The organism is Noviherbaspirillum humi, from assembly GCF_900188095.1.
Taxonomy (GTDB): Bacteria; Pseudomonadota; Gammaproteobacteria; order Burkholderiales; family Burkholderiaceae_D; genus Noviherbaspirillum; species Noviherbaspirillum humi.
Map to the genome: position 1 here is coordinate 531846 of NZ_FZOT01000002.1, position 26329 is coordinate 558174.

Below are 26329 nucleotides of genomic sequence, written 5' to 3' on the forward strand. Positions count from 1 at the left end.
GAGCTTCCCTTCAGACACTGATATGAAATAAATCGGATTGGTTAATTGGATGGCGCTTCTGCCGGCGTCTTCACGACCCAGCGTGGGTAATACCGCGCAACCGCCGGGCCATCCGTGCGCAAGGCATGGCAACGGTCAAGCTGAAATGGTTTTTCACTATGCTGGCCGGCGCCGCGGGTGTCGATGACTTCGCCGGCGAAGGCCTGGATGGCAGCGGTCGGAAGGACCTGGGCCAGTTCGGTGAGATGGGTGCAGCCCTGGATGCCGCCGAGACGCTCCTTGACGCCATGGCGGAAGCCGCGCGCCAGATTCAAGCCGACGAGGCGGCGGTAGGCGGGGCCGATGGTGTCGCAATAGCCCGGATAGGGGACGGCGTCGGAGGCAGACTGGGCGTCCACCACATTGAACTCGGTATCGATCGTCAGCCGCAGACGCAGATCATGCACCGGACTGCCGGCCGGGCGCGCGCCGGACTCCAGGCGCACTTCGCGCGGCTTGACGTCGGTAATCTGCGCGTCGATATCCCACAACCCATCTTCACGGGCGTAGGCCTCGATCTGGATGGAGCGGGTGTGCTTTAGGCTTCGGCGGGATGGCGGCGCTAACGGCATGGTTTCGGTTGCGATGCAGCATGTAATAGGAGTATTTGCTGCTTTTGCATTGGCTTGCGGCTCTCGTGCAGCGCATCATCACGCTGTCAGGACGGCAAAAAACCGACGCAGTTTAGCACAGGTCAGGCTGCAAATAGTAATCCAATGGAATGCGTTCCCACATCATGGAACCGGCTCGATGGAGGCGAAATGGCCGGCGCAAATCGGCGGGCGAAAGCGACGATACCAGCAAGCTGGTTCGCGAACTGGCTTACTCGTCATCTTCCAGCGTGTTGCGGCCTGCCTTTACCGCGCGGAAAATTTTCTGAATGGAGGTTTGCGAGAATCCCCTTTGCAGCAAGAAGCGAAGTTGTTTCGCATGTCCGGCGGCGTCCTCGGCCGGTGTGCCGAATTTGCGCTGCCATACCTCGAAGGCACGCGTGGCTTCATCCTGGACGAGCTGTTCCTTGACTTCTTCCACCACCTCGGCGGCGATGCCATGGCTGCCAAGTTCGGAAAGAATGCGGCTGTTGCCGAAGCGGGCGGCACGCCTGTGGACGAGCGATTCGGAAAATCGGGCGGCGGAAAGGAATTTGGACGCTTCGAGCCAGTCCAGCAGACCTTCGACATCATCGTCGTCCTGGGCATAGCGAGCAAGCTTGCGTCCGAGTTCCATGCGGCTGTGCTCACGCATGGAAAGATATTTCAAGGCCCGTGCCTTCAGGCTCATTTGCAGTTTTGCCATGGATTTGATGCAAAAAGTGGTTGGCCTTTCGGGCTGGTTCGTAGCCAAACCGACATTATCTTCGCGCTTGATTCGGGCAGCAATCACATCCCGGGGTTTCGCCTCCTTCAGCTTGGACCAGACAATACAGGCGGCATGGAAAATGAGCAGCCATAAAAAAAGGCAGGTCAGCCTTGCTGACCTGCCTTCCCTTCATCCGATCAAGGATTATTCCTCTTCTTGAGCCTGACGGGCTTCGGCTGCCGAGACCGGCGGCAGCTCGGGGACGCCGAGGGATGCGCGAACCTTGTTCTCGATTTCGCGAGCCAGTTCCGAATGCTCTTTCAGGTAGTTGCGGGCGTTGTCCTTGCCTTGGCCGATTCGCTCGCCGTTGTAGCTGTACCAGGCGCCGGACTTCTCCACGATCTTGGCTTCCGAGCCGAGGTCGAGGATCTCGCCTTCGCGCGAGGTGCCTTCTCCGTACAGAATGTCGAAGTGCGCTTCGCGGAACGGCGGGGCGACCTTGTTCTTGACGACCTTGACCTTGGTCTCGTTGCCGATCACCTCGTCGCCGGACTTGATGGAGCCGGTGCGGCGGATGTCGAGACGGACCGAGGCGTAGAACTTGAGCGCATTGCCGCCGGTGGTGGTTTCCGGGTTGCCGAACATCACGCCGATCTTCATTCGGATCTGGTTGATGAACACGACCAGGGTATTGGTGCGGTTGATGCTGCCGGTCAGCTTGCGCAGCGCCTGGGACATCAGGCGGGCTTGCAGGCCGGGCAGGGAATCGCCCATGTCGCCTTCGATTTCGGCGCGCGGCGTCAAGGCCGCCACCGAGTCGATGACCACCATGTCGACGCTGCCGGAACGCACCAGCGCGTCGGTGATTTCCAGCGCCTGTTCGCCGGTGTCCGGCTGGGAAATCAGCAGCTCCGACAGGTTCACGCCCAGCTTCTGCGCGTAGACGGTGTCGAGCGCGTGCTCGGCGTCGATGAAGGCGCAGGTGCCGCCCAGCTTTTGCATCTCGGCGATGGCTTGCAGGGTCAGCGTGGTTTTACCGGAGGATTCCGGGCCGTAGATCTCGACGATACGGCCGCGCGGCAGGCCGCCGACGCCGAGCGCGATGTCGAGGCCGAGGGAGCCGGTGGATACCACCTGTACTTCTTCCGCAACCGCACCGTCAGCCATGCGCATGACGGAACCCTTGCCGAACTGTTTCTCGATTTGCGCCAGCGCGGCCGCTAGCGCCTTGCTTTTATCCGAATTGATTGCGGATTTTTTGTCGTCCATGTGTCTATTCTTTCGACGGTTGAATGGAGAGAACCTTGAGAACCGATCGCCTGGGCAATCGAAACGGAGGTTTCCGGGATGGGCTGGCAGCAGCGACTGAACAGTTTGCCGGGGATTTTCCGGGACTGGAAGGAAGCTTTCTCAAGCTTCGATTTTCAGGTGAAAACCGCTTTATCGCCACAACCGATACTGTATAAAAATCCAGTGCTTTTTGCAAGCAAAATCGGCGAAAAACCACAGATATTTCGCTGAGATTTATTAATATAAGACCATGAATTATAGGCCCTTATCTTGCTGGCCTTGCGGAAAAACAATAGACTGAACGATCACCTGGATCCCCCTGCCGCCATGCGCATCCTGCTTGCTGAAGACGATAGTGTACTTGCCGATGGACTGACCCGCTCGCTGCGGCAATCCGGGTACGCGACCGATTGCGTCAAGAACGGCGTCGAAGCCGACACCGCCCTGTCGACCCAGGATTTCGATCTGCTGATCCTTGACCTCGGCCTGCCCAAGATGGCCGGACTGGAAGTCCTGCGCCGGCTGCGGGCGCGCAATTCCCGGCTCCCGGTGCTCATTCTCACCGCCAGCGACTCCATCGAGCAGCGTGTCAAGGGACTGGACCTCGGCGCCGACGACTACATGCCCAAGCCCTTTGCGCTGTCTGAACTGGAAGCGCGAGTGCGCGCCCTCACCCGGCGCGGCGCCGGCGGCGGACCGACGGTGATCAGGCACGGCCCCCTATCCTTCGACCAGGTCGGGCGCATCGCCTACATGAACGACCAGATGCTGGACCTGTCGGCGCGCGAACTCGGCCTGCTGGAAGTGCTGCTGCAGCGCACCGGCCGGCTGGTGTCGAAGGAGCAGCTGGTCGACCATCTGTGCGAATGGGGCGAGGAGGTCAGCAACAACGCCATCGAGGTGTACGTGCACCGCCTGCGCAAGAAGATCGAGATCGGGGGCGTGCGCATCGCCACCGTGCGCGGCCTGGGCTACTGCCTGGAAAAATTCAACGATAGCGCGCAGTCAGCCCCGGCCGCGGGTTGACCGTCATGACGGAGCCGAGCCCGCCCCCCGTCGCGCCGGCGGCCGATGAAGCCGCCCGCGCCCCCGAGCCCTACGCCTCCATCCCCACCCAGCCGGAAGAACGCATCCAGCGCTCGCTGTTCGGCGAAATTCTCGACTGGATGCTGGTGCCGCTGCTGCTGCTGTGGCCGATGAGCATCGCCATCACCTATCTCGTGGCGAAATCCATCGCCAACCACCCCTTCGACCGGGCGCTGGACGACAACGTCACGGTGCTGGCGCAGCAGGTGCGGGAGGTCAACGGCAAGGTGTCGGCCCAGCTCAGCAGTTCGGCGCGCGACATCCTCCGGGCCGACGACATCGACAACATCTATTTTCAGGTCATCGGCCCGCGCGGCGAATTCATCGAAGGCGACCGCGACATGCCGGTGCCGGCCCTGGAGGAAGACAAGCCCCAGCCCGGCCTCGTCCAGTTTCGCAATGAGGCCATGCGCGGGGTCGACGTGCGCATCGCCTACGTGATGGTGGACCTGAACCGCCTCGCGCCGCCAGGCGAGGCGCAGCGCCAGCGCGAGCCGCGCCTGGCGCTGGTGCAGGTCGGCGAAACTCTGGAAAAGCGTCTGCAGCTGGCCAATGAAATCATCAAGGGCGTCATCCTGCCGCAGTTCATCATCCTGCCCATCGCCCTGGCCCTGGTGTGGTTCGCGCTAAGCCGCGGCCTGTCGCCGCTGGCCGAGCTGCAGAGCCATATCCGGGCGCGCCGGCCGGATGACCTGAGCCCGATCGACTCCGGCCAGGTGCCGGAAGAGATCGCGCCGCTGGTGCGCTCCCTGAACGACATGCTGGATCGCCTGTCGCAGAACATCGAAACCCAGAAGCGCTTCATCGCCGATGCCGCGCACCAGATGAAAACGCCGCTGGCCGGCATGCGCACCCAGTCGGAGCTGGCGCTGCGCGAGACCGACCAGGCGGAAATCCACCGTTCGCTGGAGCAGCTGGCCAAGAGCTCGGAAGCTGCCACCCGGCTGGTGAACCAGCTGCTGGCGCTGGCCCGGGCGGAGAACCAGACGCCGGAAGCCAAGCCCTTCGAGCCGCTGGAACTGGTGGAGCTGGCGCGCGACATCGTGCAGGAATGGGTGCAGCCTTCCTTCCAGCACCGCATCGATCTCGGCTTCGAACAGCCCGGCCATCCGGTGATGGTGATGGGCAACCGCATCATGCTGCGCGAGCTGCTCAACAACCTGGTCGACAACGCGCTGCGCTACACGCCGCCCGGCGGCAGCGTGACCATCCGGGTGCGCGACAATCCGCGCGCCGGGCTGGCGATGCTGGAGGTGGAGGACACCGGCCCGGGCATCCCGGCGGCAGAGCGCGGCCGCATCTTCGAACGCTTCTATCGCATCCTCGGCACCAACGTGGAAGGCAGCGGCCTCGGCCTGTCTATCGTGCGCGAGATCGCGCAGCAGCACGATGCCGAGGTCGACATCTTCCACAATCCGCGCAGCCTCGATGCCAAGCTTCCCGGCAGCCTGTTCCGGGTCACCCTGCGCCTGGAGCACCGCGCCGAATTCATCGACGACCTGAGATAAGCCGCCATGCCCGAACTCCTGCAGCCGCCCGCCGCCTTCGATGCAAACGCCTACTGGCGCCACACCCGGCGCTTCACCGCCGCGCTGCTGCTGGTCTGGTTCGGGCTTACCTTCGGCGTCATCTACTTCGCCCAGCCGCTGTCCGAAATGACCTTCTTCGGCTGGCCGCTCTCCTACTACATGACTTCGCAGGGCCTGATGATCGCCTACGTCCTGATCGTCGCCGTCTACATGACCGGCATGCGGCGCCTCGACCGCAAGCTCGGCCAGCGCCAGGGAAAGACGCATGACACCTAACAGCTTCCGCTCCCGCCTCACCGGCTACTATCTCTGGTACACCGTCGGCTTCGCCCTCTTCCTCGGGGCGCTCACGATGCTGGAGAAGGAAGGCTTTCCGCGCGTCTGGATCGGCTACCTGTTCATCTTTTCCACCATCGTGCTGTATGCCGGCATCGGCGTGATCAGCCGCACCTCCGACGTTTCCGAGTACTACGTGGCCGGGCGCCGGGTGCCCGGCATCTTCAACGGCATGGCCACCGCCGCCGACTGGATTTCCGCCGCCAGCTTCATCAGCCTGGCCGGCGGCCTCTATCTCTACGGCTTCGATGGCCTCGCCTACATCATCGGCTGGACCGGCGGCTTCGTGCTGGTGGCCCTGCTGATCGCGCCCTACCTGCGCAAGTTCGGCCAATACACCATCCCCGACTTCCTCGCCGAGCGCTACGCCGACGGCCGCGGCGGCAATGCGGTCCGAATGGCGGCGGCGGCGGCCACCATCGTGGTGTCCTTCACCTATGTGATCGCCCAGATCTACGGCGTCGGCCTGATCACCTCGCGCTTCACCGGCATCGACTTCTCGGTCGGCATCTTCCTCGCGCTGGCCAGCATCCTGGTCTGCTCCTTCCTCGGCGGCATGCGCGCCATCACCTGGACCCAGGTGGCGCAGTACATCATCATCCTGATCGCCTACCTGACGCCGGTGGTATGGCTATCGGTGAAGCACACCCAGATCCCGGTGCCGCAGGTGTCCTACGGTCCGCTGCTGGAAAAGCTGGAACGGCGCGAGCGGGAACTGATGGTCGATCCGAAAGAGCTCGAAATCCGCGAGGTGTTCCGCGAGCGCGCCGGGGATTACGAGGAAAAGCTGAAGAACCTGCCGAAGTCCTGGGAAGAAGGACGGGAAGAGATGCAGCGCCATCTGGACGACCTCAAGCGCGGCAATGCATCCCTGGTCGAGATCCGCACCGCCGCCCGGGCGCTCGCCACCTACCCGGCCACGCCGGACCAGGCGCGGCGCAAGTGGATCGAGGCGCGCGCCGCCAACCTGGCGCATGCGGAGCCGGTGCTGGCTCATGCCAAGCCTTTCGTCGGCAAGGACAAGGCTGCCTCCGACAACAAGCGCATCAATTTCCTGGCACTGGTTTTCTGCCTGATGATGGGCACCGCCGCCCTGCCCCACATCCTGGCGCGTTTCTACACGACTCCTTCGGTAGATCAAGCCCGGACCTCGGTTTTCTGGGCACTGTTCTTCATCATGCTGGTCTACACCACAGTACCCGCGCTGGCGGCGCTGGTGAAGTACGACATCTATACCTCGCTGGTGGGCAGCAGCTTTTCCAGGCTGCCTGCCTGGGTGTCGTACTGGGCCAGCATCGACAAGCTCAACCCGCTGGTGAACATTACCGACATCAACAAGGATGGGATAGTGCAGTTGGCCGAGATTTCGCTGGATGGCGACATGGTGGTGCTGGCGACGCCGGAGATCGCCGGCCTGCCCTATGTGATCTCGGGCTTGATTGCCGCCGGCGGCCTGGCGGCGGCATTGTCCACGGCCGACGGCCTGCTGCTGGCGATCTCCAATGCGCTGTCGCACGACACTTACTACAAGGTGATCGACCCGACCGCATCGACGCAGAAGCGCGTCACCATCTCCAAGCTGCTGCTGCTGGTGGTGGCGCTGGTGGCGGCCTACACCGCCTCGCTCAAGCCGGGCGACATTCTGTCGATGGTGGGCACCGCGTTTTCACTGGCCGCCTCCATTTTGTTTCCCGCACTGGTATTGGGCGTGTTCTGGCGGCGGGCGAACCAGCAAGGTGCGCTTGCCGGCATGGCGGCCGGACTCGCGGTGTGCATCTACTACATGGTGCACACCCATCCGACGCTGGGCGGCTCGGCCAGCGGACAATGGTTCGGCATCGCGCCGGTTTCGGCCGGCGTGTTCGGCGTGCCGGCGGGCCTGCTGGCAGCCGTGCTGGTCAGCCTGCTGACCCGGGCGCCGGCACCGGAAAGCAATCGACTGGTGGCGCATATCCGGCAGCCCTAGCGGATGGCGGCTGCATGGAGCGGCACCAGATTGGCGCATTTTCGGTTTTGCTGCATGGCATATTTCTTGTTTAGTACGTGTCCATTCACCTAACTGCTTATCTTCATGCCCGACAGCTTCAACGAGATGTACGCCAGTCCAGGCGCGGTGCGCGAGCACTACCGCGAATTCGGGGACTGGCTTTCCCGCCAGCCGGTCGATACGCTGGCGCTCAAGCGCACCGAAGCCGACCTCATGTTCCGCCGCGTCGGCATCACCTTCGCGGTGTACGGCAACGATGCCGGCACCGAGCGGCTGATCCCCTTCGACATCATCCCGCGCATCATCCACGCCGGCGAATGGAGCGTGCTGGAGACCGGCCTGGTTCAGCGCGTCAAGGCGCTGAACATGTTCATCCATGACATCTACCACGAGCAGAACATCGTCAAGGCAGGCGTGATCCCGGCGGAGCAGATCTTCCGCAATGCGCAGTACCGGCCGGAGATGCAGGGCATCTCGGTCGCCTCCGACATCTACGCCCACATCGCCGGGGTCGACATCGTGCGCGCCGGCGAAGGCGAGTTCTATGTCCTGGAAGACAACCTGCGCGTGCCGTCCGGCGTGTCCTACATGCTGGAAAACCGCAAGATGATGATGCGGCTGTTCCCCGAGCTGTTCGCGCGCCACAAGATCGCCCCCGTCGCCCACTACCCGGACATGCTGCTCGACAATCTGCGCTCGGTGGCGCCGGCCGGCGTGACCGATCCGACGGTCGTGGTCATGACGCCCGGCATGTACAACTCCGCCTACTTCGAGCATGCCTTCCTGGCCCAGCAGATGGGCGTGGAGCTGGTCGAAGGGCAGGACCTGTTCGTCAACGACAACCGCGTCTACATGCGCACCACGCGCGGCCCGAAGCGCATCGATGTCATCTACCGCCGCATCGACGACGACTTCCTCGATCCCCTCGCCTTCCGCGCCGACAGCAGCCTCGGCGTGCCGGGCCTGCTGTCGGTGTACCGCGCCGGCCGCGTCACGCTGGCCAATGCGATCGGCACCGGCGTGGCGGACGACAAGTCCATCTATCCCTTCGTACCCGACATGATCCGCTTCTACCTGTCGGAGCAGCCCATCCTCAACAACGTGCCGACTTACCAGTGCCGCAAGCCGGAGGAGCTCGCCTTCACCCTGGCGCACCTGCCCGACCTGGTGGTCAAGGAAGTGCATGGCGCCGGCGGCTACGGCATGCTGGTCGGCCCCGCCTCCACCGCCGCGGAGATCGAAGCCTTCCGCCAGCGCCTGCTGGCCAAGGCGGAGGGCTACATCGCGCAGCCGACCCTGGCGCTGTCGGCCTGCCCGACTTTCGTCGAGGCCGGCATTGCGCCGCGGCACATCGATCTGCGGCCCTTCGTCCTGTCGGGCAAGACGGTTTCCATGGTGCGGGGCGGACTGACCCGCGTGGCGCTCAAGGAAGGCTCGCTGGTGGTGAATTCATCGCAGGGCGGCGGCACCAAGGACACCTGGGTTCTGGAGAAATGACATGCTGAGCCGCACCGCAGACCACCTGTACTGGATGGCGCGCTATACCGAGCGCGCCGAAAACACCGCCCGCATGCTCGACGTCAACATCCAGACGTCGATGCTGCCGCTGTCCGCCCATGCCGCCGAACAGGGCTGGCGCGCCGTGCTGGGCATCTCGGAGCTGACCGAGGCCTTCGACCGCAAGTACGGCCTGCTGACGCCGCGCGACGTGCTCGACTTCATGGTGCGCGATCCGAACAATCCGTCCTCCATCGCTTCCTGCCTGGCCAAGGCGCGCGAGAATGCGCGGGCGGTGCGCGGCACGCTGACCACCGAAGTCTTCGAAACCCAGAACGCCACCTGGCTCAGCATGCCGAGCCGCATGGGCGCGCTGCTGGAACAGGACCCGAGCCAGTTCTTCGAATGGGTGAAATACCGCTCGCACCTGTCGCGCGGCGTCACCATCGGCACCATGCTGAAAGACGAAGCCTTCTACTTCATCCGCCTCGGCACTTTCCTCGAGCGGGCCGACAATACCGCCCGCCTGCTGGACGTGAAGTTCCACGGCGCCGACGAGGGCAAGGATGTAAACCCGGAGCTGGATTTTTACTATTGGGCGGCGGTGCTGCGCTCGGTGTCCGGCTTCGAAATCTACCGCAAGGTCTACCGCGACGTGATCACGCCGGAGCGAGTGGCCGAGCTGCTCATGCTGCGCGGCGACATGCCGCGCTCGCTGCTGGCCTGCCTGGATGAGGTGGTCGCCAACCTGGCCCATGTGCGCAACGACGTGTCGGCGGACACCGAGCGCTTCGCCGGCAAGCTGCATGCGGAGCTGAAGTTCGGCCACATCGAGGAAATCCTGGAAGGCGGGCTGCATGACTACCTGACCCGCTTCCTCGAATCCATGTTCGATCTCGGCAATCGCATCGGGCGCGACTTCCTCATCATGCCGGTGGCGGCCTGAAGCGATGAAGCTCTCGATCCGACACGAAACCCGGTACCGCTACACCGCGCCGCTGAGCTACACCATCCAGCAGCTGCGGCTGTGGCCGCGCAGCGAGCCGCATCAGCATGTGCTGTCCTGGCACATCGGGTCGGCGGGACGCTGCCACGGCTTCGTCGATGCCTTCGGCAATCATGGTCACATCCTGACCGTCACCGGCCTGCACGACGAAGTGCTGATCGTCGCGCATGGCGAGGTGGACGTTTCGCCGCTGGACCAGGGCCGCCTGATGACGGTGGACGGCATCAACCCGCTGGTGTTCAGCGCCCCCACCCGCTTCACCAGCGCGGAACCGGCACTCCATGAATTCGCCCTGCGCCACCTGAAGCCGAATCCGGACAGCGCCGCCCTGCTGCCCCTGGCCGAAGCCATCTGCGGCGCGGTTGCCTACCGCAGCGGCAGCACCGGCGTGCACACCACCGCCAATGCCGCCCTGATGCAGGGTGAAGGCGTCTGCCAGGACCACGCCCATCTTTTCCTGGCGTGCTGCCATGCGCACGACGTGCCCGCACGCTATGTGTCCGGCTACATCGATACCGGCAGCAGCGATCATGCGGAAAGCCATGCCTGGGTCGACGTCTGGGTAAACGACAACGATTTCTCCGGCTGGGTGAGCATCGACGTTACCCATGCCCGCTTCGCCACCGAGCACCTGTGCCGGCTCGCCGTGGGGCGCGACTATGATTCCGCGGCGCCCATTCGCGGCGTTCGCCATGGCGGCGGCCTAGAAGCCCTCAGCGTGAAGGTGGATGTGACGGTACGCTGATCCGCATTGCCTGAATCGCCATTGTTTCCTATCTTGAATTTCAGGCTCGCAACGAGCGTGGTGAGCATGCATCGCGCCGTCCCGCTTTCCGGCCCGTGATGCGTTGATTCCCTATGCAGGCGGGCATTTTCGCCCGGTCCCCTGGCGCCTTCCTGTAAAATCGATTGCCAGCGTTCAATTCTTTATTGCGATCATGACTTACTGCGTAGCGATGCGCCTCGATGCCGGACTGGTGTTCCTATCCGACTCGCGCACCAATGCGGGCGTGGACCACGTCAGCACTTTCCGCAAGATGACAGTGTTCGAGAATCCCGGCGACCGCATGATGGTACTGATGACTTCGGGCAACCTCTCGATTTCCCAGTCCGTGCGCCAGCTGATCAGCGAACAGCTTTCCGCCAGCGGCCAGAACATCTGGACCGTGACCTCGATGTACGATGCTGCCAAGCTGGTCGGCGAGGCGGTGCGCCGGGTGCATGAGCGCGACGCGGTCGAACTGGAGAAATTCGGCGTCGATTTCAACATCAACATCATTTTCGGCGGCCAGATCCGCGGCGAGCGCTGCCGCCTGTTCCAGGTGTACGCCGCCGGCAACTTCATCGAATCGCAGAGCGAAAGCACCTACTTCCAGATCGGCGAGTCCAAGTACGGCAAACCCATCATCGACCGGGTCATCACGCCCGCCACGCCGCTGAACGAAGCCGCCAAGTGCGCGCTGATTTCCATGGACTCCACCCTGCGCTCGAATATTTCGGTCGGCTTGCCGCTCGATCTGCTGGTGTATGAAAGCGACAGCCTGGCGGTGAACCGCTTCGTTACCATCGACGAGCGCAACCAGTATTTCCAGATGATCCGCACCGCCTGGGGCCAGCAGCTCAAGAGCGTGTTCGAAAGCATCGCCGACCCGGTCTGGCACAGCGCGCCGGAGTCGCCGGTGGGCGGGCATGCGACCACCAATCTGTTCAGCCGGCCGATGCGGGTGGATCCGCCGGCCGGGCTTTCCGCCGACGACACGCATCCCGCCGCGCTGCAGACACTGGCGCAGCAATCCGGCGGCAACCGCCAGCACTGACGGCATCGATTCGGCGCCCCAATGAAAAACGGCTGCCTTCGCAGCCGTTTTCTTTTGCGCTGTCCGCGCTATGCGCGCCAGGCGCCTGCCGGCATCAGATGACGATGGTCAGGGCTTCGTCGCCACGACGTTCGCGGATCTCGCCGAGACGCATCACCGTCTCGCCGGCGGCTTTCAGCTGGGCCAGGGCGGCGTCGGCGTTCTCCTGGGCGACGATGACCACCATGCCGATGCCGCAGTTGAACACGCGGTGCATCTCGGCATCGGCCACGCCGCCATGCTGCTGCAGCCAGGTGAACAGCGGCGGCATGGTCCAGGCGTCGCGGTGCAGGACGGCCGTCAGGTTGTCGCGCAGCACGCGCGGCACGTTTTCCACCAGGCCGCCGCCGGTGATGTGGGCCATGCCCTTGACTTCCATGGATTGCATCAGCGCCAGCAGCGGCTTGACGTAGATCCGGGTCGGCTCCAGCAGCACGTCGGCCAGGCGCCGGCCATGGAAATCGGCGTTCAGGTCGGGCTGGGCGACGGAAATGATCTTGCGCACCAAGGAGTAGCCGTTGGAGTGGGCGCCGGAGGATGCCAGGCCCAGCACCACGTCGCCCGGCACGATCTTGCTGCCGTCGATGATCTTGGATTTCTCCACCGCGCCGACGGCGAAGCCGGCCAGGTCGTATTCGCCGTCCGGGTACATGCTCGGCATCTCGGCGGTTTCGCCGCCGATCAGCGCGCAGCCGGCCTGTTCGCAGCCCTGGGCGATGCCCTTGATGACGTCGGTGGCGGCTGCCACGTCGAGCTTGCCGCAGGCGAAGTAGTCGAGGAAGAACAGCGGCTCCGCGCCCTGCACCAGGATGTCGTTGACGCTCATCGCCACCAGGTCGATGCCGACGGTGTCATGCTTGTTCAGATGGAAAGCCAGCTTGAGCTTGGTGCCCACGCCGTCGGTTCCCGACACCAGCACCGGCTCCTGGTATTTCTTGCCGATCTCGAACAGCGCGCCGAAACCGCCGATTCCCCCCATCACGCCCTCGCGCATGGTGCGCTTGGCAAAAGGTTTGATTGCCTCGACCAGGGCGTCGCCTGCGTCAATGTCGACGCCAGCGTCGCGATAGGAAAGGGAAACGTTGGTGGGAGAACTCATGATGTGAATAGTGGGAACAAGGCGGTAAAATAGACAAGCTCAGGTAATGTTTTGGCTCGGCCAAACCGCTATTTTAACAAACCGCACCTTCAACCAGTCTTTCATGTCATTTTCTTCCACGTCCGGCCGCCGGCAAGTACCGCCGGGATGGACGCCTCCGCAGCCCGATGCCTCATCCCGTCCCGCCTTCCGGCCATCGCGAAAGCCGACATGAGACAGATGCTGCTTGATTTGGGTCCGGAAAAGCCGCAGACCCTGGATACCTTCGTCGTCGGACAGAACGCGGAACTGCTGCAGCGCCTGCAGGGTTTTACGCCGGGCGCGGCGGCAACCGAAGAGCGCTTCATCTACGTATGGGGCGAACCCGGCTCGGGCAAGAGCCACCTGCTGCGGGCGCTGGCCAGAATGGAAGGCGCGCGCTACATCGGCGGCGCCAAGGCCAAGCGGGCGGAGTTTCAGCCGGTGCCGGAAGTCGAGCTGTACCTGGTCGACGACTGCGAACAGCTCAGCGCCGGCAACCAGGTGGCCGCCTTCAACCTCTACAATCAGGTGAAGGAAAGCGGCGGCCTGCTGGTCGCGGCCGGCAGCCTGCCGCCGGCGCAGCTGAAGCTGCGCGAAGATCTGCGCTCCCGCCTCGGCTGGGGCCTGGCTTACCGCCTGCACAGCCTGACCGACGAGGAAAAGATCAATGCCCTGACCCAGGCCGCCAAGGCGCGCGGCATGGCGCTGGCCGCCGGCGTGTTACCCTATCTGATCACGCATTTCCATCGAGACATGCGCTCGCTTTCCGCCATGCTGGATGCCCTCGACCGGTATTCGCTGGAGACCCAGCGGCCGATCACCCTGCCGCTGCTGCGCGACCTGCTGCAGCTGGAAGGCGAGCCGAAAGCACCCGAAGCCACATGAATATCGCCCTGTTCGACCTCGACCATACCCTGCTGCCGCTGGACTCCGACTATGAATGGGGCCAGTTCCTGGTGCGCATCGGCGCGGTCGACGGCGAAGCCTTCGCCCGCCGCAACGCCGAGTTCTACTCACAGTACGAAAACGGCACGCTGGACCCGGTCGAATACCTCGAGTTCGCGCTCGGCACGCTGGCCTGCTTCCCGCGCGCGCAGCTGGACGAAATGCACCGGCAATTCATGCAGGAAGTCATCCAGCCGGCGATCAGGCCGGCGGCGCTGGACCTGGTGAAACGCCACCTCGATGCCGACGAGCTGGTGGCCATCATCACCGCCACCAACCGCTTCGTCACCGCGCCCATCGCCCGCGCCCTCGGCGTGCAGAACCTGATCGCCGCCGAGCCGGAGCTCGACCATGCCGGCAACATCACCGGCAAGCTCAAGGGCATTCCGACCTCCGGGCCAGGCAAGATCACCCATACCAATGACTGGCTGGCCGCCATGGGCAAGAAGCTGGAAGACTTCGAGCGCAGCACCTTCTACAGCGATTCGCAGAACGACATCCCGCTGCTGTCGGTCGTCTCCCATCCAGTCGCCACTAACCCCAATGCCCGGCTGAAAGCCCATGCCATGGCGCAGGGCTGGCCCATCCTGAATCTGTTCAATGATTAAAAAGCTCATCCGCCGCATCCTCGGCGTCGGCGACAAGGCGCAAGCCGCCAGCCGCGCCAACCAGCCGGTCATCCTCGGACCGAACGAGCATCACATCGACCCCAAGCTGCTGTCCTCGAACGCGGTGCGGGTCACCCAAACCCTGCAGGACGCCGGCTTCAAGGCCTTCGTCGTCGGCGGCGCCGTGCGCGACCTGCTGCTCGGCATAAAGCCGAAGGATTTCGACGTCGCCACCAACGCCACGCCGGAAGAGGTCAAGCGCCTGTTCCGCCGCGCCTTCATCATCGGCCGCCGCTTCCAAATCGTACATGTGATGTTCGGCCAAGACATCATCGAGGTCACCACCTTCCGCGGCACTTCCTCCGAGAATGCGCCGAAGGACGAGCATGGCCGGGTGCTGCGCGACAACACCTTCGGCGAGCAGCATGAGGATGCGGTGCGGCGCGACTTCACCATAAACGCCATGTACTACGATCCGGCGGCGCAGACGGTGCTGGACTACCACGGCGGCATCGAGGACATCCGCAACCGCACGCTGCGCATGATCGGCGTGCCGGAAGCGCGCTACCGGGAAGATCCGGTGCGCCTGCTGCGGGTGGTGCGCTTCGCCGCCAAGCTGAATTTCACCATCGACCCGGCAACCCAGGCGCCGATCGCCGTCATGGCGCCGCTAGTCAACAATGTGCCGGCAGCCCGGGTATTCGATGAAATGCTCAAGCTGCTGCTGTCCGGCCATGCGCTGGCCTGCCTGCAGCAGCTGCGCAAGGAAGGCCTGCATCACGGCCTGCTGCCCTTGCTGGACGTGGTGCTCGAACAGCCGCTGGGCGAGAAGTTCGTCACCCTGGCCCTGAACAGCACCGACGAACGCGTGCGTGAAGGCAAGCCGGTCTCGCCCGGCTTCCTGTTCGCCGCCCTGCTCTGGCATCAGGTGCTGGAAAAGTGGAATGCCTACAAGGCCGCCGGCGAGTACCCGATCCCGGCGCTGCACCTGGCGGCCGACGACGTGCTGAACACCCAGACCGAAAAGCTGGCCCTGCAGCGCAAGATCGCTTCCGATATGCGCGACATCTGGGCCATGCAGCCGCGCTTCGAGCGCCGCAGCGGCAAGTCGCCTTACAAGATGCTGGAACACCTGCGCATGCGCGCCGGCTACGATTTCCTTCTGCTGCGCTGCGCCTCCGGCGAGATCGATGCCGAGATCGGCGAATGGTGGACCGAGTTCATCAATGCCGACGGCCCCGGCCGCGAAGCCCTGCTGACGCGCAAACCGCGCGAAAGCGAAGGACAGGCGCCGGCCAAGAAGCGCCGTCGCCGCCGCAGCAACAAATCCCGGATGGAGGGCGAGCCGATGCAGGAAGCTGCCGCGCCTTCCCACGACCCGGCGGCCGGCGCATGACATCGGTGGCCGCCTATGTCGGCATCGGCGCCAACCTGGGCGCGGCGCAAGCCACCGTGGAGGAGGCGCTGCGCCGCCTCGACGGACTGGCGAAAACCCGGGTGTCGGCACGCTCCAGCCTGTTTCGCACCGTACCGGTGGACGCCGACGGCGACGATTACGTGAACGCCGTCGCCCGCCTGGACACCGCCCTGCCCGCCGCGCAGCTGCTCGACGCGCTGCAGGAGCTGGAGCAGGCCTTCGGGCGCGAACGGCCTTACCGCAACGCCCCGCGCACTCTGGACCTCGATCTCTTGCTCTACGGCGCGCAGCGCATCGATACGCCGAACCTGACCGTGCCGCATCCGCGCATGACGCAGCGCGCCTTCGTCCTGATTCCGCTGCTGCAGATCGATCCCTTCATCGACATTCCCGGCCAGGGTCCGGCGCATGCCTTCGTGCCTGCGCTGGCGGACCAGGCCATCAGCAAGCTCTGAGAACGCCGCCATGCAGATTCCCGTCATCGTCCAGACCACCGGCCTGCTCGCCCTGTCCAACGTCTTCATGACCTTCGCCTGGTACGGCCACCTGAAGAAGCTCGAGAACAAGGCCTGGTGGATCGCGGCGCTGATCAGCTGGTCGATCGCGCTGTTCGAATATCTGCTGCAGGTGCCGGCCAACCGGATCGGCTATACCCAGTTCAGCCTGGCGCAACTCAAAATCATGCAGGAGGCGATCACGCTCAGCGTGTTCGTTCCCTTCGCCATGCTATACATGAACCAGCCGTTCAAGCTCGATTATGTTTGGGCGGCGCTGTGCCTCGTCGGCGCGGTCTATTTCATTTTCCGCTCATGAGTATCGACAAATACAAATACATCGTCGTCGAAGGTCCGATAGGCGTCGGCAAGACCACGCTGGTGCGCAAGCTGGCCGAGAGCCTGCATTCGCAGATGCTGCTGGAACGGCCGGAGGAAAATCCCTTCCTCGAAAAGTTCTACCAGGACGCCGGCCGCTATGCGCTGCCGACGCAGATGTTCTTCCTGTTCCAGCGCATGAACCAGCTGCGCGAACTGGCGCAGACCGACCTGTTCAATTCCCGCGTCATCTCCGACTTCCTGCTGGCCAAGGATCCGCTGTTCGCCCGCCTCACGCTTTCCGACGACGAGCTCAATCTGTACCAGCAGCTCTATGATCACCTGCGCCCGCAGGCGCCGGAGCCGGATCTGGTGATCTATCTGCAGGCCCAGCCGGAGACGCTGATCGAGCGCGTGAAGAAGCGCGGCGTGGCGATGGAAGCGGGCCTGTCCGAGCCTTACCTCTACCGGCTGTGTGAAAGCTACAGCCGCTTCTTCTATCATTACGATGCGGCGCCGCTGCTGATCGTCAACACCGAGCATCTGAATCCGATCGACAATCCGGAGGATTTCGAGCTGCTGCTGGCTCGCATCCGCAACATGCGCGGCAAGCGCGAATTTTTCAACCGGGGAGAGTAAGCATGTCGGGATACCTTCAGGACAATCAGCCGGCCGGGCGCAGCAAGGCGGTGACGGTGCCCGCCCTGATCGCCATGCGTCAAGCCGGCGAAAAGATCGCCATGCTGACCTGCTACGACGCCAGCTTCGCCGCCCTGATGGACCGCTGCGGCGTGGAAACGCTGCTGGTGGGCGACTCGCTCGGCATGGTGTGCCAAGGCCATGCCTCGACCCTGCCGGTGACCATCCAGGACATCGCCTACCATACCGCCAGCGTGGCGCGCGGCAACCGCAGCGCCCTGCTGATTGCCGACATGCCCTTCGGCACCTACGCCACGCCTCAGCAAGCCTTCGAGAACGCGGCGCGGCTGATGCAGGCCGGCGCGCAGATGGTGAAGCTGGAGGGCGGCATCTGGCTGGAAGACACGGTGCAGTACCTGACGCAACGCGCCGTGCCGGTATGCGCCCATCTCGGGCTGACGCCGCAGTCGGTGCACCAGTTCGGCGGCTTCAAGGTGCAGGCCAAGACGCAGGAAGCGGCCCGGCAGCTCAAGCATGACGCGCTGATGCTGCAGACCGCCGGCGCCTCCATGCTGGTGCTGGAAGCGATTCCGGCCCAACTGGCGAAGGAAGTGACGGAGTCGCTGACGATTCCGACCATCGGCATCGGCGCCGGCCCGGACTGTGCCGGCCAGGTGCTGGTGATGCACGACATGCTCGGCGTGTTCCCCGGCCGCAAAGCGCGCTTCGTGCGCAATTTCATGGAAGGACAAACCAGCGTCGAAGGCGCGGTGCGCGCCTACATCGGCGCGGTCAAGGATGGCTCCTTCCCGGCGCCGGAACACTGCTTCTGAAAAATCGCTCCTGATGCGTTCGCCTTCCGAACTGCCTGATCGGTCGGAAGGCGATTCCGCTCCGAAGCGCTGATCAGCGCTTCAGGTCCTCATATTGCTTGAGACAGTTGCTCAGGCTTTCATCCAGCGCCGCCGCCGAACCGATTTCCATCCCGAGATCCTGCAGCAGGCCATCCTTGAGGCTGTAGATCCAGCCATGCACGGTGAATTCCTGGCCGCGCTCCCAGGCGTCCTGCACGATGGTGGTCTGGCAGACATTGACCACCTGCTCGATCACGTTCAATTCGCAGAGGCGATCCACCCTGGCAGGTTCCGGCAGGGTCTCGACGATGTAGCGGCCGTGCTTCTGGTGCACGTCCTGGACATGGCGCAGCCAGTTGTCGGCCAGGCCGATGCGACGACCGGTGAGCGCCGCATGCACGCCGCCGCAGCCGTAATGGCCGCAGACGATCACATGCTTGACTTTCAGCACATCGATCGCGAACTGCAGCACCGACAGGCAATTGAGGTCGCTGTGGACGATGACATTGGCGATATTGCGGTGGACGAAGACATCGCCCGGCAGCAGGCCGAGCAGTTCGTTGGCCGGCACCCGGCTGTCCGAGCAGCCGATCCAGAGATACTCGGGCGCCTGCTGGGCCGCCAGCTTGCTGAAGAAATCCGGGTCTTCGGATTTGATGGCAGCGGCCCAGGCCCGGTTGTTGCGGAACAGGGGTTCGAGCTGGTGGTCGTCGGATGCGTCGATGGATTTGTCGGTCATGAATCGGCCTGTAACGGAGAGTGCTGAGAGGGACAGGCAAGCCAGGGCTTGCCGGAAATGAAGGTTCGCCATTCTAGCGGAAAGCGCGCGCGCCCATATTCGACCGAGAGTCGCGCGCTTCGGTGCCGGCAAGGCCAGTCAACCGGCAATAAAAAACCGCCGTCGGCAGGCCGAACGGCGGTTCTCGCGATTACGGCAGGCGTCGCGCCCGCCGCTTTCCGGCGTGTTACTCGAAAAACTCCTTGACCTTGTCCTTCCAGGATTTGGTCTGCGGGCTGTGCTTGGCGCCGCCGTCATTGGTCAGCTTTTCGAATTCCTGCAGCAGTTCCTTCTGGCGGTCGGTCAGCTTCACCGGCGTCTCCACCACCACATGGCAGAACAGGTCGCCGGCATAGCCGGAACGCACGCCCTTGATCCCCTTGCTGCGCAGGCGGAAGGTCTTGCCAGACTGGGTGCCTTCCGGCAGCGAGAAGGAAGCCTTGCCGTTAAGCGTCGGCACCTCGATCTCGCCGCCCAGCGCCGCCTTGGCGAAGGACACCGGGATCTCGCAATGCAGGTCGTCGCCGTCGCGCTGGAACACCGGGTGCGGCTTGATGCGGATCTCCACATACAGGTCGCCCGGCGGGCCGCCGTTCATGCCCGGCTCGCCATTGCCGGAGGAGCGGATGCGCATGCCGTCGTCGATGCCCGCAGGAATCTTCACTTCCAGCGTCTTGTTGCGCTTGATGCGTCCCTGGCCGCCGCAGGTGCCGCAGGGATTGGGGATGATCTTGCCGCTGCCGTGGCACTTCGGGCAGGTTTGCTGAATGCTGAAAAAGCCCTGCTGCATCCGCACTTGGCCCTGGCCGCCGCAGGTGCCGCAGGTGGTCGGCGAGGTGCCCGGCTTGGCGCCGGAACCGTGGCAGGTATCGCACTCGTCCCAGGAAGGCACGCGGATGGTGGTATCGAAACCGTTGGCGGCCTGCTCCAGGGAGATTTCCAGGTTGTAGCGCAGGTCGGCGCCGCGGTACACCTGCGGGCCGCCGCGGCCGCCGCCGCGGGCGTTGGCGCCGAAGATGTCGCCGAAGATATCGCCGAAGGCGTCGGAGAAGCCGCCGAAGCCGCCCGCGCCGGCGCCGAATCCGCCCGCGCCCATGTTCGGGTCCACGCCCGCATGGCCGTAGCGGTCGTAGGCGTCCCGCTTCTGCGGGTCGGAAAGCATCTCGTAGGCTTCCTTCGCCTCCTTGAACTTTTCTTCCGCGCCCTTGCTGTCCGGATTGCGGTCCGGATGGAACTTCATTGCGAGCTTGCGATACGCCTTCTTGATCTCATCCTCAGAAGCGTTCTTCGCTACACCCAGCACCTCGTAAAAATCACGCTTTGCCATTTGTCGGCATCCTGTATTCAAAACGAAAACGCCGAGTCGAGGATCAGAAGCTGATCGCTACGACTCGGCGGGTCATCACGGCCAAGCCGCGTGACGGATCTTATTTATCTTTCACTTCCTTGAAGTCGGCATCGACGACGTCATCCTGAGGCTTGGCTTCGGACGATGCGCCTGCTGCACCCGCACCCGCGCCCGCGCCGGCACCGGCCGCGCCGCCGGCCGCAGCCTGCTGCGCCTGCATGTCGGCGTACATCTTCTCGCCCAGCTTCTGCGCCGAGGTGGTGAGCGCGGCGACCTTGGCATCGATCTCGGCCTTGTCGTTGCCCTTGAGGGCTTCTTCCAGGTCCTTGATCGCGGCTTCGATCTTTTCCTTTTCGCCGGCATCCAGCTTGTCGCCGTACTCGGTCAGGGACTTGCGAGTGGAGTGCACCAGCGCGTCGCCCTGGTTGCGGGCATCGGCCAGTTCCTTCAGCTTGCGGTCCTCGTCGGCATACAGCTCGGCGTCCTTCACCATCTTCTGGATTTCCTCTTCCGACAGACCGGAATTGGCCTTGATGGTGATCTTGTTTTCCTTGCCGCTGGCCTTGTCCTTCGCGCTCACGTGCAGGATGCCGTTGGCGTCGATGTCGAAGGTCACCTCGATCTGCGGGGTGCCGCGCGGCGCCGGCGGGATGCCTTCCAGGTTGAACTCGCCCAGCAGCTTGTTGCCGGCGGCGATCTCGCGCTCGCCCTGGAACACCTTGATGGTCACGGCCGGCTGGTTGTCGTCGGCGGTGGAAAACACCTGGCTGAACTTGGTCGGGATGGTGGTGTTCTTCTGGATCATCTTGGTCATCACGCCGCCCAGGGTCTCGATGCCCAGCGACAGCGGGGTGACGTCGAGCAGCAGCACGTCCTTGCGGTCTCCGGACAGGACCGAGCCCTGGATGGCGGCGCCGACGGCCACGGCCTCGTCCGGGTTGACGTCCTTGCGCGGCTCCTTGCCGAAGAACTCCTTCACCTTTTCCTGCACCTTCGGCATGCGGGTCATGCCGCCGACCAGGATCACGTCCTGGATGTCGGACACCTTGACGCCGGCATCCTTGATGGCGATGCGGCACGGCTCGATGGTGCGCTCGATCAGTTCCTCGACCAGCGACTCCAGCTTGGCGCGGGTGATCTTCATGGTCAGGTGCATCGGCGCGCCGTTGGCCATGGCGATGTACGGTTCGTTGATCTCGGTCTGCTGCGAGGAGGACAGCTCGATCTTGGCGCGCTCGGCGGAAGCCTTGATGCGCTGCAGGGCGATCGCGTCCTTGGACAGGTCGACGCCGTTGATCTTCTTGAACTCGTCGATGATGTAATCGATGATGCGCTGGTCGAAGTCCTCGCCGCCGAGGAAGGTGTCGCCGTTGGTCGACAGCACTTCGAACTGCATCTCGCCGTCCACGTCGGCAATCTCGATGATGGAAATGTCGAAGGTGCCGCCGCCGAGGTCATAGACGGCGATCTTGCGGTCGCCCTTGCCGGTCTTGTCGAGACCGAAGGCGAGCGCCGCCGCGGTCGGCTCGTTGATGATGCGCTTGACTTCCAGGCCGGCGATGCGGCCGGCGTCCTTGGTGGCCTGGCGCTGGGCGTCGTTGAAGTAGGCGGGAACGGTGATCACCGCTTCGGTGACGGTTTCGCCGAGATAGTCTTCGGCGGTCTTCTTCATCTTGCGCAGCACTTCGGCGGAAACCTGCTGCGGCGCGAGCTTCTTGTCGCGCGCCTGCACCCAGGCGTCGCCATTGTCGGCGCGGACGATCTGGTAAGGCATCAGGTTGATGTCCTTCTGCACTTCCTTTTCGTCGAACTTGCGGCCGATCAGGCGCTTGACCGCGAACAGCGTGTTCTTCGGGTTGGTGACGGCCTGGCGCTTGGCCGGCGCGCCGACGAGGATCTCGCCGTCTTCCTGATAGGCGACGACGGAAGGCGTGGTACGGGAGCCTTCCGAGTTCTCGATGACCTTAGGTTGACCGCCCTCCATGATGGCGACGCAGGAGTTGGTCGTTCCCAGGTCGATACCAATGATTTTGCCCATGATCGTATTCCTTTGTTAATTGGATATTGTTGCTTGTTCCGTATATGTAGAGCAATTCGGCGCTTTCAAGCACCCGCCGCGCTCCGACTCCCGATTTCTTTACTGCGCAACCGTGACCAGCGCGGGACGCAGCAGCCGGTCGGAAATCATGTAGCCCTTCTGCAGCACGCTGACGATGGTGTTCGCCTCCTGCTGCGCCGGCACCATGGAGATGGCCTGATGCTTCATCGGGTCCAGCTTCTCGCCCGGCTGCGGATTGACTTCCACCAGGCGGTTGCGCTCGAAGGCGGTGGACAGCTGCTTGAGCGTCATTTCCACGCCTTCCTTCAGGGACTCGATCGAGGGCGTCTCAAGCTTGAGCGCCATTTCCAGGCTGTCCTTCACCGGCACCAGGGCCTCGGCGAAGCTCTCGATGGCGAACTTGTGCGCCTTGGCGATATCGTCCTGGGCGCGGCGGCGGATGTTTTCCGCTTCGGCGCGGGCGCGCAGGAAGGCATCCTGCATCTCGCTCGCCTTGGCTTCGGCGGCCGCCAGCCTCTGTTCATGACCGGAGGATGCGGCGGAAGCCTGTTCCGCCTGGCTGCTTTCGGAAGCCTGAGGCTCGCCCGCCTCGATCGGCTGGGAGGTCGGGTCCTGCGTTTTCTCTTGTTCTTGCATCACAAAAATCTCCAGCAATCAATGACTTAGTCAAGTTAGGACGCTAGTTGGGGATAACCCTAAGGTTTTCAAGGGATTTCCAACAATTTTTCTTGAGGACATGCTGTCCCTTTGGAAATGCATGAAAAATTAACAGCAGGTTACAGACTTTACGTTGGCACGATGGTGGGTTTGATCAAGGGCGGCTAGCATGAATGACATCACCACCGACAAGGAGAAGACGATGCGATTACCCCTGATAGCCGGCATCGTGGTGGTCTATGTCGTGCTGGCGGCCGCCTGGATCGCCAGCCTCCCTTCGCCGGCCCTGTCGCGGGTCGGCCCGCCGTTCTAGCTTAGCGCTCGGCGCCCATCAGCTCCGCCTGGCGGCGCGACACTTCCGCCTCCCGCGCCGCCTGTTCCCGGCTGGCGGCATTCGACATGGTCGGCCAGCCCAGCAGGTGCTGCTCGGCGATGTCGGTAAGCGCCCGGATCCAGCCCGGCGCATCGTTCAGGCAGGGAATGTAGTGGAACTCCTTGCCGCCGGCGGTCAGGAAGTCATGCCGCACTTCCATGGAAATCTCTTCCAGCGTCTCCAGGCAGTCGCTGCTGAAGCCGGGGCACATCACATCCACCCGCTCCACGCCCTGCTTTGCCAGCTGCACCAGGGTCGGCGCGGTATAGGGCTGCAGCCACTCGGCCTTGCCGAAGCGGGACTGGAAGGAAACGAGATAGTCGTCGCGTCCGAGACCGAGGCTTTCCGCCAGCAGGCGCGCCGTCTTGTGGCATTCGCAGTGGTAAGGGTCGCCCAGCAGCAGGGTGCGCTTGGGCACGCCGTGGAAGCTCATCACCAGCTTCTGGCCGCGGCCGTTCTGCTCCCAGTGCGCCAGCACCGAATCGCGCAGGGCGGCGATGTAGCCTTCATGATCGTGGTAGTGCTTCACCAGGCGCAGCTCCGGCACGTTGCGCACCTGGGCGTAGTGAGCGAAGGCGGCATCGAACACCGACGCGGTAGTGGTGGCCGAGTATTGCGGATACGCCGGCAAGACCAGGATGCGGTCGCAGCCTTCAGTCTTGAGCTGGTCGAGCACCTGCGGCATGGACGGCGCGCCGTAGCGCATGGCGTAGACCACCTTCACCTCGTGGCCGCGCTCGCCCAGCAGACCCTGCAGCAGCTTGGCCTGGCGCTCGGTATAGACCTTCAGCGGCGAGCCTTCCTTCATCCAGATCGATGCATACTTTCTGGCCGATTTGCCGGAACGCAGCGGCAGGATGATGCCGTGCAGGATCAGTGACCAGACCAAGCGCGGAATCTCCACCACGCGCGGGTCGGACAGGAATTCCTTCAGGTAGGGACGCACCGCGCCGGCCGTCGGCGCATCCGGCGTGCCGAGGTTGACCAGCACCACCGCGGTCCTGGGCAGCGTGCCATGCCGGTACTCCGGCTCTTTTTTGAAAGCCATGCTTGGGCCTTTCGGTTGGAGAAAGCGATGGCGGCGCCTGCGGCCGCCATCGCATGATGCGTGAAAGCCTCAGGACGCGAGCAATTCCCGCGCGTGCTTGCGGGTGGTGGCGGTAATCTCGATGCCGCCGAGCATGCGCGCCACTTCCTCGATGCGCGCCTTCGGATCGAGCGCCTCGATGCGCGAAACGGTGCGGCCGCTGGCGCTGGATTTGCTGACCTGGAAATGCTGGTTGGCCTGGCTGGCGACCTGCGGCAGATGAGTGACGCACAGCACCTGCCGGTCCTGGCCGAGGCGCTTGAGCAGACGGCCGACGACTTCCGCCACGCCGCCGCCGATGCCGGTGTCGACCTCGTCGAAGATCAGGGTCGGCGTCGCCGTGGCGGTGGAGGTAATGACGGAAATCGCGAGCGAGATGCGCGCCAGCTCACCGCCGGAGGCTACCTTGGCCAGCGCCCGGGCGGTGGTGCCGGCATGGGCCGCCACCATGAACTCCACCTGCTCCAGGCCGTAGCCGGCCGGCTCGCAGGCGTTCAGCGCGATTTCCAGGCGGCCGCCGGCCATGCTCAGTTCCTGCATGGCGGCGGTGACCGCCTCGCCCAGCTTGGCGGCGGCGGCGGCGCGCGCCTTGGACAGCTTCTGCGCCGCGCCCATATACGTCGCCTTGAGCTTTTCCTCCTGCGCGCGCAGCGCCTCGATGTCGCTGGCGTCGGCCAGTTGCCTGAGCTGCTCGGACAGCGTGGCCAGCTCCTGCGGCAGATCGTCCGGCGCCACCCGGAACTTGCGGGCGGTGGAATGCAGCGCGTCCAGGCGCGACTCCACTTCATGCAGGCGTTCCGGATCGAGTTCCACCCGGCCCAGGTAATCGTTGAGCGAGTAGACCGCTTCCTGCAGCTGGATTGCGGCCGGCTCCAGCGCCTCGATCACCGGCTTCAAGGTGGCGTCGATGTCGGCCAGGCGGCTCAGCTTCTGGGTCATCACCGACAGCTGCGACAGCATCGGGTTGTCGGCCTCGGAAATCATGTGCAGCGCTTCCTGGGCGCCCTCGATCAGGCTGGCCGCATGCGACAGGCGGCTGTGCTCGTTGCTGATGTCGGCCCATTCGCCCGGCTTGGGCGCCAGCTTCTCCAGCTCGCCCACCTGCCATTCGAGACGTTCGCGCTCCAGCAGCACGTTGCGGGCATTGATCTCGAACTCCTCGCGCTGCTTGGCCAGCGTGCGCCAGGCGCGATAGGCGGCGGCCACGACGCGGGCATCGTCCTGCAGACCGGCCTGGGAATCGAGCAGGATGCGCTGGGCATCGGTCTTGAGCAGGGACTGGTGGGCATGCTGGCCATGGATGTCGACCAGCATCTCGCCCAGTTCGCGCAGCTGGGCGGCGGTGGACGCGATGCCGTTGATGTAAGCCTTGGAGCGGCCGGCATTGTCGATCACCCGGCGCAGCAGCACGCCGCCCTCCTCGCTGTTGATTTCATGGGAATCGAGCCAGGCGCGGGCATCGTCGGTGAGCGCGAATTCGGCGGTGATGTCGGTCTTCGGCGCGCCCTCGCGCACCACGCTGGCGTCGCCGCGGCCGCCGAGGGTCAGGGCCAGCGCATCGATCAGGATGGATTTGCCGGCGCCGGTTTCGCCGGTGAATACCGTGAACCCGGGGGAGAATTCCAGTTCGATTGCATCAACGATAACAAAGTCTCGAATCGAGAGGGTTCGAAGCATGATGGGGATCTTTTCAGTCAGCCGCTTGGG

Annotated in this window: 28 protein-coding genes; 18 read left to right on the forward strand and 10 right to left on the reverse strand. The window is 64.0% G+C overall.

The window, feature by feature from the left end:
* Nucleotides 1–41: 41 nt before the first annotated feature.
* Nucleotides 42–611: a DUF2889 domain-containing protein gene (locus CHB88_RS05800; protein ID WP_089398325.1), complete on the reverse strand. Its 570-nt coding sequence runs from the start codon at nucleotides 609–611 to the stop codon at nucleotides 42–44.
* Nucleotides 612–861: 250 nt separating this feature from the next.
* Nucleotides 862–1335, reverse strand: a complete 474-nt coding sequence (gene recX, locus CHB88_RS05805; protein WP_089398326.1) for a recombination regulator RecX — start codon at nucleotides 1333–1335, stop codon at nucleotides 862–864.
* Here recX and CHB88_RS24205 point away from each other — a divergent pair.
* The gene (locus CHB88_RS24205) at nucleotides 1334–1558 is read left to right on the forward strand and encodes a hypothetical protein (protein ID WP_143131135.1); all 225 of its coding nucleotides are present in this window, start codon (nucleotides 1334–1336) and stop codon (nucleotides 1556–1558) included. The two genes, recX and CHB88_RS24205, sit on opposite strands and share 2 nt — an antisense overlap.
* On the opposite strand, the gene recA is transcribed toward CHB88_RS24205, so the two are convergent.
* Nucleotides 1543–2607, reverse strand: coding sequence for a recombinase RecA (gene recA / locus CHB88_RS05810; protein WP_089398327.1), 1065 nt, complete (start codon nucleotides 2605–2607; stop codon nucleotides 1543–1545). The genes CHB88_RS24205 and recA overlap by 16 nt on opposite strands.
* A gap of 35 nt (nucleotides 2608–2642) precedes the next feature.
* Here recA and CHB88_RS25070 point away from each other — a divergent pair, with 35 nt between their 5' ends.
* The 9 genes from CHB88_RS25070 (at nucleotide 2643) to CHB88_RS05850 (ending at nucleotide 11886) form a co-directional block, all read left to right on the forward strand.
* Entirely contained in the window at nucleotides 2643–2804 is a 162-nt protein-coding gene (locus CHB88_RS25070) for a hypothetical protein (RefSeq protein WP_176442332.1), read from the forward strand.
* Nucleotides 2805–2955: 151 nt separating this feature from the next.
* Nucleotides 2956–3654, forward strand: a complete 699-nt coding sequence (locus CHB88_RS05815; protein ID WP_089398515.1) for a response regulator transcription factor — start codon at nucleotides 2956–2958, stop codon at nucleotides 3652–3654.
* Nucleotides 3655–3659: 5 nt separating this feature from the next.
* Nucleotides 3660–5222, forward strand: coding sequence for a sensor histidine kinase (locus CHB88_RS05820; protein ID WP_089398516.1), 1563 nt, complete (start codon nucleotides 3660–3662; stop codon nucleotides 5220–5222).
* Between the two features lie 6 nt (nucleotides 5223–5228).
* A complete protein-coding gene (locus tag CHB88_RS05825) occupies nucleotides 5229–5519 on the forward strand; it encodes a DUF4212 domain-containing protein (RefSeq protein ID WP_089398328.1) in 291 nt (96 codons plus the stop codon).
* On the forward strand, nucleotides 5509–7545 hold the full coding sequence (locus CHB88_RS05830) for a sodium:solute symporter family protein (protein ID WP_089398329.1): 2037 nt from the start codon (nucleotides 5509–5511) through the stop codon (nucleotides 7543–7545). Before CHB88_RS05825 ends, CHB88_RS05830 begins: the two co-directional genes overlap by 11 nt.
* Nucleotides 7546–7650: 105 nt before the next feature.
* Nucleotides 7651–9063 (forward strand): circularly permuted type 2 ATP-grasp protein, encoded by a 1413-nt coding sequence (locus CHB88_RS05835; RefSeq protein ID WP_089398330.1) that lies wholly within the window; start codon nucleotides 7651–7653, stop codon nucleotides 9061–9063.
* Between the two features lies 1 nt (nucleotide 9064).
* Nucleotides 9065–10009 (forward strand): alpha-E domain-containing protein, encoded by a 945-nt coding sequence (locus tag CHB88_RS05840; RefSeq protein ID WP_089398331.1) that lies wholly within the window; start codon nucleotides 9065–9067, stop codon nucleotides 10007–10009.
* A gap of 4 nt (nucleotides 10010–10013) precedes the next feature.
* Nucleotides 10014–10814: a transglutaminase family protein gene (locus tag CHB88_RS05845; RefSeq protein WP_089398332.1), complete on the forward strand. Its 801-nt coding sequence runs from the start codon at nucleotides 10014–10016 to the stop codon at nucleotides 10812–10814.
* Nucleotides 10815–11007: 193 nt separating this feature from the next.
* Complete coding sequence (locus tag CHB88_RS05850) at nucleotides 11008–11886, forward strand: proteasome-type protease (RefSeq protein WP_089398333.1); 879 nt, start codon at nucleotides 11008–11010, stop codon at nucleotides 11884–11886.
* A gap of 94 nt (nucleotides 11887–11980) precedes the next feature.
* Here the strand turns inward: CHB88_RS05850 and purM are convergent, their stop codons facing one another.
* On the reverse strand, nucleotides 11981–13024 hold the full coding sequence (gene purM / locus CHB88_RS05855; RefSeq protein ID WP_089398334.1) for a phosphoribosylformylglycinamidine cyclo-ligase: 1044 nt from the start codon (nucleotides 13022–13024) through the stop codon (nucleotides 11981–11983).
* Nucleotides 13025–13234: 210 nt separating this feature from the next.
* Between purM and hda the strand changes: the two genes are divergently transcribed.
* The 7 genes from hda to panB are packed head-to-tail and all read left to right on the forward strand — an operon-like array spanning nucleotide 13235 to nucleotide 18299.
* On the forward strand, nucleotides 13235–13930 hold the full coding sequence (hda, locus tag CHB88_RS05860) for a DnaA regulatory inactivator Hda (RefSeq protein WP_089398517.1): 696 nt from the start codon (nucleotides 13235–13237) through the stop codon (nucleotides 13928–13930).
* Complete coding sequence (locus CHB88_RS05865; protein ID WP_089398335.1) at nucleotides 13927–14598, forward strand: histidinol-phosphatase; 672 nt, start codon at nucleotides 13927–13929, stop codon at nucleotides 14596–14598. The genes hda and CHB88_RS05865 overlap by 4 nt, the downstream gene beginning before the upstream one ends.
* Nucleotides 14591–15994 (forward strand): polynucleotide adenylyltransferase PcnB, encoded by a 1404-nt coding sequence (pcnB, locus tag CHB88_RS05870; RefSeq protein ID WP_089398336.1) that lies wholly within the window; start codon nucleotides 14591–14593, stop codon nucleotides 15992–15994. The genes CHB88_RS05865 and pcnB overlap by 8 nt, the downstream gene beginning before the upstream one ends.
* The gene (gene folK, locus CHB88_RS05875; RefSeq protein WP_089398337.1) at nucleotides 15991–16470 is read left to right on the forward strand and encodes a 2-amino-4-hydroxy-6-hydroxymethyldihydropteridine diphosphokinase; all 480 of its coding nucleotides are present in this window, start codon (nucleotides 15991–15993) and stop codon (nucleotides 16468–16470) included. The genes pcnB and folK overlap by 4 nt, the downstream gene beginning before the upstream one ends.
* A gap of 10 nt (nucleotides 16471–16480) precedes the next feature.
* Nucleotides 16481–16828, forward strand: coding sequence for a DMT family protein (locus CHB88_RS05880; RefSeq protein ID WP_089398338.1), 348 nt, complete (start codon nucleotides 16481–16483; stop codon nucleotides 16826–16828).
* Nucleotides 16825–17466: a deoxynucleoside kinase gene (locus CHB88_RS05885; protein ID WP_089398339.1), complete on the forward strand. Its 642-nt coding sequence runs from the start codon at nucleotides 16825–16827 to the stop codon at nucleotides 17464–17466. Before CHB88_RS05880 ends, CHB88_RS05885 begins: the two co-directional genes overlap by 4 nt.
* A 2-nt stretch (nucleotides 17467–17468) precedes the next feature.
* Nucleotides 17469–18299 (forward strand): 3-methyl-2-oxobutanoate hydroxymethyltransferase, encoded by an 831-nt coding sequence (panB, locus tag CHB88_RS05890; RefSeq protein WP_089398340.1) that lies wholly within the window; start codon nucleotides 17469–17471, stop codon nucleotides 18297–18299.
* A gap of 73 nt (nucleotides 18300–18372) precedes the next feature.
* Here panB and can read toward each other — a convergent pair whose 3' ends face one another.
* The 4 genes from can to grpE all read right to left on the reverse strand — a co-directional run bounded on the left by can (nucleotide 18373) and on the right by grpE (nucleotide 23141).
* Nucleotides 18373–19059 carry a carbonate dehydratase gene (gene can, locus CHB88_RS05895; protein WP_089398341.1) on the reverse strand — a complete coding sequence of 229 codons (687 nt, stop codon included), beginning with the start codon at nucleotides 19057–19059 and terminating at the stop codon, nucleotides 18373–18375.
* Nucleotides 19060–19285: 226 nt separating this feature from the next.
* Complete coding sequence (gene dnaJ, locus CHB88_RS05900) at nucleotides 19286–20425, reverse strand: molecular chaperone DnaJ (protein ID WP_089398342.1); 1140 nt, start codon at nucleotides 20423–20425, stop codon at nucleotides 19286–19288.
* 100 nt (nucleotides 20426–20525) lie between these two features.
* Nucleotides 20526–22484: a molecular chaperone DnaK gene (gene dnaK, locus CHB88_RS05905; protein WP_089398343.1), complete on the reverse strand. Its 1959-nt coding sequence runs from the start codon at nucleotides 22482–22484 to the stop codon at nucleotides 20526–20528.
* A gap of 99 nt (nucleotides 22485–22583) precedes the next feature.
* Nucleotides 22584–23141, reverse strand: a complete 558-nt coding sequence (grpE, locus tag CHB88_RS05910; RefSeq protein ID WP_089398344.1) for a nucleotide exchange factor GrpE — start codon at nucleotides 23139–23141, stop codon at nucleotides 22584–22586.
* Nucleotides 23142–23331: 190 nt separating this feature from the next.
* Here grpE and CHB88_RS25075 point away from each other — a divergent pair, with 190 nt between their 5' ends.
* Nucleotides 23332–23475: a hypothetical protein gene (locus tag CHB88_RS25075; protein WP_176442333.1), complete on the forward strand. Its 144-nt coding sequence runs from the start codon at nucleotides 23332–23334 to the stop codon at nucleotides 23473–23475.
* A gap of 1 nt (nucleotide 23476) precedes the next feature.
* Here CHB88_RS25075 and hemH read toward each other — a convergent pair whose 3' ends face one another.
* Nucleotides 23477–24583: a ferrochelatase gene (hemH, locus tag CHB88_RS05915; RefSeq protein WP_089398345.1), complete on the reverse strand. Its 1107-nt coding sequence runs from the start codon at nucleotides 24581–24583 to the stop codon at nucleotides 23477–23479.
* A gap of 69 nt (nucleotides 24584–24652) precedes the next feature.
* Nucleotides 24653–26299, reverse strand: a complete 1647-nt coding sequence (gene recN / locus CHB88_RS05920; protein WP_089398346.1) for a DNA repair protein RecN — start codon at nucleotides 26297–26299, stop codon at nucleotides 24653–24655.
* Nucleotides 26300–26329: the final 30 nt, after the last annotated feature.